We start from the raw sequence: 7,657 nt of genomic DNA, 5'->3' as shown, positions 1-7,657 counted from the left end.
ACATAAGCTAGACAAAGAGCTCTTGCATCTCAAAGATGGCTGGTTTGTGGCATAGTCTATAAAATCTCAGGCTGTTTTGATTTTATTTTGTCATATTGTGTCCAAAATGCTAGATAGTATCCCAACTTGTTTATGGAGATAAATTTTAAAAAGGAATAGCAATGAAAAAGATGTTTGTGCTTATAAGTCATGGCTTAACACAAGAGCAGAAAAGTCAGGCCTTAAAGGTCTTTGGTGTCGAAGATATCATAAATATCGCCGATGACGCGTGGTCAAACATTAGCCCATCTGATGAAAATATACTATATGCTTTAAACACATATAAAAAGGAGTTGATGCTTGAAGCTGAAGCTGGCGATATATTGCTGGTGCAAGGGGACTTTGGCGCTACATATAATATGATAAATTTCGCTAAAAATATCGGGATAAAAACTATCTACGCTACTACTAAGCGCATGGCGCAAGAACTCGTAATAGACGGGAAAACGATAATAAAGCGCGAATTTAAGCACGAGAAATTTAGAGAGTATCTGTAGGATCTAGCCATTGTCTTATTAAGTAAAACGCAAGTTGCAAAACGAGATAATCGCTGTTATTAAGTTGCTAAATTTAAGGGAATAGAATGCCGATCACTATAGTAAAAAAAGCAAATCCACACCAGAGTGAAGAGATCAATAACAAAACAGCCGTTATCACCATCCTTGGTATACAAGGTCAAAAAGAGAACATTAAAACCGAGGGTTGCGCTAGGTATTATTTCGCTGGTGAGAGCACTGATAAATCGCAAGAGTTTTTTAATACGTTACCATTGCTGGCGGATAAATTTGGAACAGAAAATATAGTGCCTATATATACAGCAGCAGCTAGGGAATTTAATGAAGCCGTCATGGCGCACTATGCTGATTTTAAGATAAATTTTAATGATAGCTATAAGATAGTAGATGAGAAAAATTTTGAGGCTTTGTTTGAGATATTTGAGAGAGTGATAGATGATCTAGTAAAAAGCGGAGTCGGTAAGATTATTTTTGATGTGACGCATGGCTTTCGTCATTTGCCTTTGCTTGCACTAGTAGATTTACTCATACAAAACTTCTCAGACGTCTCCCAAATAGATCAAATTTTGTTTGCAAAGGAGATAGAAAAATCCAAGCTATATGAGATAATAGACCTGAGGCAATACCTGGATATCGCCAATATCGCCTTTGTGATTGCGGCTTTTTCGCAAAACTATACTTTGGCGCAGCACATAAAGACAAAGAAATTTGAGTCGCTAGTAAATGCTTTAAATGATTTTTCATACAATATACTAAGCTTAAATATCGCAAAGCTGAAAAGCTCGCATGGTGAGCTGATCAAGGAGCTTGATAAGATAGATGATATCGCGCTTATATCAAGAGCTAAGAATTTAAAAGAGAGGCTAAATAAAATATGCGACTGGAGTGATAGTGCCTATGTTTTTAGGTATAAACTAGCTAAAGATATGTTTGAAAAGGGCTACTTGCTGCAGTCGCTGGTGCTATTGTTTGAAAGTGTAAATAGCTATATAGTTGGAGTTTTTGAAAGAAATATCCCTGTTGTTTTTAAGAAAATTTTAGATGAATGCTCTACTAAGGGTGTTAGGAAAAATTATCTGATAAGCAATTTCTTTATTCAGTCGTTAAAAACTAGGGCGAATGAGAGTGATGACGACTTTGTTGGCAGGACTATGAAAAATTTAAAGTATCTTGAACTTTCAAAAGAAGAAATAAAAGAGATTAGGGATGTTATAAACACAAAATTTGGTTCAAACAACGAACTGAGCAAATATCACAAGCAGTTAGATGACCTGCGCAACGACTTCGCACATGGTAATATCAGAGAAGAGGAATTTAGCCATATCAAACAAGAGATAAAAAAGCTATTTGACAAATATCAAGACTTTATAAAAATACAAGATAGTTAGCTATTTAATATTTTTTATAGACACTATATGTCTATAATGCCTCTTATAATCTCCGAAAAAATAACGGAGGTTATAATGAGCAACCAAACTTTCTTAGACGGCATGAGCGAAATTTTTCATATGACAGACTCTAGCAACTTGAAAAATATTTTATTACATGGCTTGCAAAATCATTACAACTCCTATAGGCAAGTAGATATTAGCAACCAAGAGGTTAATGCAAGACGCGAAAAGGTTGAGCACATATATGGACATAAAATTCACGACTATGTCCCATTTTATTTTAATCCTCGCAACGCTATGCTTTATAAAAATAGAAACAATGCTCGCGTTATCATTCTAGGACTTGACGTTCGGGTTATAAAAGATCACCAAGATGGCTTTTTGATCTCAAATCGCAATGCATCTGCGGATGAAGCTAGATTTAGCAGATATTTGCCCGACTTGCAAGATCCAAATTTTATAAATTTTGATGATGTCTTTTCTCCAAGATGGTGCAACAATGGCATTGCAAACAATGATATCAAACAAAAAATGATGGCAGAAATTTTGATCAATGATGTAGTTTATAGCCGTTACATACGCTCTATATATGTTAAAGATCAAGCTAGTAAAAAAGCTATTGAAGAGCAGCTGGCTGGCGATCTTAAGATGTATAATATCAACGTCATAGTTAATCCAGCTAAATTTTTCTAAGGATAAAAATGGTAACACTAAAAAGTGGAAATATATTTAACACTAAAGCGGACACCATCGTAAACACTATCAACTGCGTAGGCGTAATGGGCGCTGGCATAGCGTATGAATTTAGATTGCGCTATCCTGAAATGTTCTCGCGATATGTTGAGCTTTGCAGTGAGGGCAACCCAAATAAAATAGAAATAGGCAAACTATGGCTATATAAAGCAGCTGATGGGCGACAGGTGCTAAATTTCCCTACCAAAAAGCACTGGAAAGATCCGTCAAAAATGAGCTACATAAAAGCTGGTCTTGAAAAATTTACAAATACTTACGTAAGTAAGAATATTAATCACATAGCATTTCCGCTTCTTGGCGCTGCAAATGGTGGACTTGATAAAGATGAAGTTATAAATTTGATGATGGAATTTCTCGAGCCTTTAAATATAGAGTGTGAAATTTGGGAATTTGACGAGAAAGCAAGTGATGATTTATACGATGACTTTGCTCTAAATTTTGATATCAACGAGCTAAAAAGGCAAACCAAAGCCTTAGGCGTAAAAAATATAAGATTTCAAGCCATCAAAGATGCGATAGATAGTGGGCTATATCATTCTCTAAGCGCTTTATTAAAAGCTCCTGGCATAGGCGACAAGTCACTTGAAGCATGTTTTAGACTGGTTAAAAGCATGCCTCAAAGACTATTTTAGTTAAAGTAATTTTTTACCTTCTTCTATTTTTTTTATGATCTTTTGTTTTAGCTCCACTGGGGCTAAAATTTTAACGTATCCCAAAAACTCTATTATAAAAAACTCTATCTCTTTAAGATCCGTAAAATGATAACTAACCACGATCGCACCGTCTGGCTTTTGCTCTATTATATTTTGCGACTGAAAAAAGTTTTTTCTTTCAAACAAAAAGGCTTTTTTAGGGCTGATCTCAAGCTGCACTTCTATGAGTGAGCTTCTCCACTCATGAGAAAAAACCGCAAACGGCGTCTGGATGTTTTTTATAAAGTCGTCGATGTTGTAGTCGTGGTTAAATGTTTCGCCTTTAATAACCTCTAAATTTACTATCCCAGCTATCCTAAAAAGTGAAAAATCATACTCGTTGTTGCTATTTGCCAGATATAAATTTTCGTTGATCAGTAAAATTTTATATGGCTTTACCTCTTTAAATTTTTTGCTATCAGACCTATTTGTCGGGGTATACTCAATCGCGAGCTTTTTTCTATAGCGTATCGCATCTTCTAGTGTTTTTATGACGCTTTTGTCTAGTTCCGTCTCGATCGGGCTTGTGACAAAGTCATAAACGCCCAATGATTCATTTATAGTTTGAGATATAGCCGTTTTCTTGCTGGTTTCGTTAAATTTTTGAGAGTTTTTGGCAAGCATCGTGTAGATTATCTTTAGGACATTTCTCTTTCTCTCATCGAGCAAATCATCAAGTAAATTTGTATTGATAGCCTGGTAGCAGCCAGGATCTGTTCGCTTTATCTCTATCTCACCAAAAACACTTTTTATCGCGTCAAAGTCTCGTCTTATGGTTTTGTAGTTTAGTCTTGGCGTTTCGTCTTTTTCATTTACCCATAGCTCGTCTTGCGCGGTGTCGATTATCTCGCCACGATTTAGCTTTTTAAGTAGCCATAGTATCCTGGTTTGGGCGTCCATTACTTTATCCTTTATATTCTAAAGTTATTAAGAATTATACACAATATGTCCACACACCACTTTATAATTCACCCAACAAAACAAAATAATTCAACACAAAGGGGTTAAAATGGCAAAATGCTATTCACGTTCTTATTCAAAGTCTTCTTCATCGTCTTCAAGCAGGTCTTACTCATCTGCTCGTGCTCATCAAAAAGTGGGTCAAAGCTTTGGTGGCTATACCAAAGTCCAAACCACTAAGGGCACATTTCGCATGAAGCCAACTTCTAAATAGTTGGCCCATGCAGCCATGAAGCAAAATTCATGGCTCGTTTTCGTATCTTTTATTTATCTACGCAAATCGCAAAAACCTATCTTTATTGTAGTTTTTCATAAATCTAAGCCAATCTATTCTTATCTAAATTTATCCAATAAACGCATATAAGCACCACTCATTTATTTTTACAAATAACAACATAAAGCGCCTACGCTTTACCATTTTCATTAGTCCCCTTGAGCGGGTCAAATTTGTTTAAATAAATTTTTCCTTTAAGTATAAATTGATTTCTAACATCGTTTCAATCCCCTTGATCGGGTCAAATTTGTTTAAATTAAAAACCGCGATCGGGTCAAATTTGTTTAAATTAAAAACCGCGATCGGGTCAAATTTGTTTAAATTAAAAACCGCTAGCGACGGATCAAAGATCGCATTAAAGTTTCAATCCCCTAAATCGGGTCAAATTTGTTTAAACAAAAAACCATTCTGGTACTTAGACAAAGACGAATTCACGTTTCAATCCCCTTGATCGGGTCAAATTTGTTTAAATGACGAAAGAGTTGCCGCGCCGTTACTTGCAAACATCTGATTTCAATCCCCTTGATCAGGTCAAATTTGTTTAAATCTATATTAGAAATGAACGGAGGGAAGATCGAAAGATCTGGTTTCAATCCCCTTGATCGAGTCAAATTTGTTTAAATAAATTTTTCCTTTAAGTATAAATTGATTTCTAACATCGTTTCAATCCCCTTGATCGGGTCAAATTTGTTTAAATTAAGAATAGAGAAACTAAGCACGCAGACTATTACGATGAGTTTCAATCCCCTTGATCGGGTCAAATTTGTTTAAATAACCAATGCCTCACGACCTATTACAAAGTGAGCTGTTTTAATCCCCTTGATCGGGTCAAATTTGTTTAAATGTTGATAATGCAAAATTATCTAAAAGTGCAAAATCAGAGTTGTTTCAATCCCCTTGATCGGGTCAAATTTGTTTAAATATTTTGATGAAAAAGAGCAATGTTTAATGCGATTTTGGTTTCAATCCCCTTGATCGGGTCAAATTTGTTTAAATAGCCTAAAAGACTATTTTTGCAAAGGAAAAATTAGCAAAATTATTTAAGAAACCGGCTTTAAAGATACCTAAAATTCGTGAAAATCTCAAAAAAGTTCGCAAATGTATAGGTATTTAAAAATACTAACTCCATAAAATTAACAATGATAAGTGAAAGAACCCATAAATTTAGGCATTTGTCATCTTAAAAAAGTTCGCAAATCTCTTTTAAAAATTTCAAATTTTATAGGTTTGCGAACTTTAAGCGGTATATAAGTTTCGCAAGGTCCTAAAATAGGCTATCCTAAACTTAGGCATAACTAAAAGTTCGCAAATGTATGAGAGATATTTTGAAAAAAACTAGATTTGCGAACCTATTTCGCGAGATTTTAGCTAAAAAGGGTCAAATTTCAGCTAAAAAAGTTCGCAAATCAAAAATCCAAAAGAAATTTAAGAACAACATAAGCTAGACAAAGAGCTCTTGCATCTCAAAGATACCTTTTTTATCGCATAGCTCAAAGCTTTTCCCCACGCAGTTTTCGCATAGTCTGTAAAATCTTAGGCTATCTGTTTTGACATTTAGCAAAGCTTTGGCGGACTTTATCAGTTTTTTGAGCTTGGCTTCATTGAGCTCACACTCAAAGACGCTAAAATTTACGCGGTAGCCGATGCCTTCAAGGATGTCTGAGAGCTTTTTGCGATTTTTATCGCTTTGTATATCGTAGGCTATTACAAATTTCATTAGAATTTCCCTACAAAAGGTCTATAGCTTTTGCTCTCGCCGTTTACGAAGCGAGCTAGTTCGTAGCACTCTTGTATGATTATGTTTTCGCATTTGCAAGACTCTTTTTTCCACATAGTGTAGCTGCCGAGTTTTTCTTTCATATTTTGCGCTATTAGCTTTTTAGAAGCGTCGGTGAGAAGCCCCTCTTTGTTTAGTGAGATGGGTTCGTCTTTGTTTAACATCGAGACGATGACTCTATCTACCATAAATGTACTAAACTGCTCTATCATGTCAAAGACTAGGGTCGGCTTTGTGCTGTCAAGCGCATGTAAAAATGAGATATGTAGGCTAAGCCCTGCTAGATATAGGCACTCTTGGACTTTGGAGTAGAGTATGGCGTAGGCGTAGTTTAGTGAGGAATTTACGATATCTTTGGCACCAAATGTTATGCGCTTTTCAAATTCTAGCGGTAATATACTCTTTATGCTGTCCCAGTAAATGGCAGCAGCCGAGCCCTCAAATCCCATGAGCTCGTTTGTGTTTTTGACGTATTTTAGCTTTCTAGCCAGGATATTTTCTAGTTTTAGGATGTTTGGAGTTAGAAATTTATGGTATTTGTTTAGGTATTTTAGATAGTTGGTTTGGTTTCTTATCTTTGCCTCAACAAAAGAGGTGGCGAGATATAGCTGGGCCGGCGTATTTAGGAGCATGGCTTGTTTGTACGTAGTTTGCGCAGAGACGCTGTTGTAAGCTAGCAAAGTGGCGTATGGGACGTAGTGCTTGTCTATAAAGTCGATATGGATTTTTTCCCTTGTGCAGCGCCAGATCACCGCAGAAGATAGCGAGATATACTCGCTATCAACGATGATGCGGGAAATTTTAGAAATGGGAAATTCTTTATAAATTTTGCCGTATTGTTTTATGACAAATTTGTTTTTGCTAAGACCTAGATGGACTCCGATCTGATTGATATGAAGCGTAGAATCCGAGGCGATCTTGGTGGCGTATAAATTTCTCTTTTGGTTTATCTTGCGGGAGTCGTTGTCGTAGCTTTTATTTATCTACGCAAATCGCAAAAATCTATCATTATTGCAGTCCTTCATAAGCCTAAGCCAATCTATTCTTATCTAAATTTATCCAATAAACGCATATAAGCACCACCCATTTATTTTTACAAATAACAATATAATCCACCACATATACTTTCCAAATTTCATTAGTCCCCTTAATCGGGTCAAATTTGTTTAAATTTTATTGCAGGATATATCTAGGCTGGAAGCTTATGGTTTCAATCCCCTTTACCGGGTCAAATTTGTTTAAATCAAACAAAATGT

The 7,657-nt window shown here is 35.7% G+C and carries 7 protein-coding genes; 4 read left to right on the top strand and 3 right to left on the bottom strand.

What is annotated here, in order from left to right; all coding sequences use genetic code 11:
• Window positions 1–161 precede the first annotated feature (161 nt).
• The 4 genes from csx20 to F3H00_RS09595 all read left to right on the top strand — a co-directional run bounded on the left by csx20 (window position 162) and on the right by F3H00_RS09595 (window position 3,330).
• Window positions 162–536, top strand: a complete 375-nt coding sequence (gene csx20, locus F3H00_RS09610; RefSeq protein WP_148800818.1) for a CRISPR-associated protein Csx20 — start codon at window positions 162–164, stop codon at window positions 534–536.
• A gap of 86 nt (window positions 537–622) precedes the next feature.
• The gene (locus F3H00_RS09605) at window positions 623–1,942 is read left to right on the top strand and encodes a CRISPR-associated DxTHG motif protein (RefSeq protein WP_149703827.1); all 1,320 of its coding nucleotides are present in this window, start codon (window positions 623–625) and stop codon (window positions 1,940–1,942) included.
• 75 nt (window positions 1,943–2,017) lie between these two features.
• The gene (locus F3H00_RS09600; RefSeq protein ID WP_187424135.1) at window positions 2,018–2,638 is read left to right on the top strand and encodes a DUF4433 domain-containing protein; all 621 of its coding nucleotides are present in this window, start codon (window positions 2,018–2,020) and stop codon (window positions 2,636–2,638) included.
• Window positions 2,639–2,646: 8 nt separating this feature from the next.
• Complete coding sequence (locus tag F3H00_RS09595) at window positions 2,647–3,330, top strand: macro domain-containing protein (RefSeq protein WP_149703826.1); 684 nt, start codon at window positions 2,647–2,649, stop codon at window positions 3,328–3,330.
• Here the strand turns inward: F3H00_RS09595 and F3H00_RS09590 are convergent, their stop codons facing one another.
• The 3 genes from F3H00_RS09590 to cas1 all read right to left on the bottom strand — a co-directional run bounded on the left by F3H00_RS09590 (window position 3,331) and on the right by cas1 (window position 7,294).
• On the bottom strand, window positions 3,331–4,290 hold the full coding sequence (locus F3H00_RS09590) for a helix-turn-helix transcriptional regulator (RefSeq protein WP_148800825.1): 960 nt from the start codon (window positions 4,288–4,290) through the stop codon (window positions 3,331–3,333).
• A 1,775-nt stretch (window positions 4,291–6,065) separates the two neighbouring features.
• Window positions 6,066–6,341: a CRISPR-associated endonuclease Cas2 gene (gene cas2 / locus F3H00_RS09585; protein WP_087578414.1), complete on the bottom strand. Its 276-nt coding sequence runs from the start codon at window positions 6,339–6,341 to the stop codon at window positions 6,066–6,068.
• Complete coding sequence (gene cas1 / locus F3H00_RS09580) at window positions 6,341–7,294, bottom strand: CRISPR-associated endonuclease Cas1 (protein WP_223155281.1); 954 nt, start codon at window positions 7,292–7,294, stop codon at window positions 6,341–6,343. Before cas1 ends, cas2 begins: the two co-directional genes overlap by 1 nt.
• Window positions 7,295–7,657: the final 363 nt, after the last annotated feature.

Source organism: Campylobacter concisus, assembly GCF_902460845.1.
Lineage (GTDB): Bacteria > Campylobacterota > Campylobacteria > Campylobacterales > Campylobacteraceae > Campylobacter_A > Campylobacter_A concisus_X.
The sequence above is the reverse complement of the archived record's forward strand: the minus strand, read 5'-3'. Positions and strand labels throughout refer to the sequence as shown.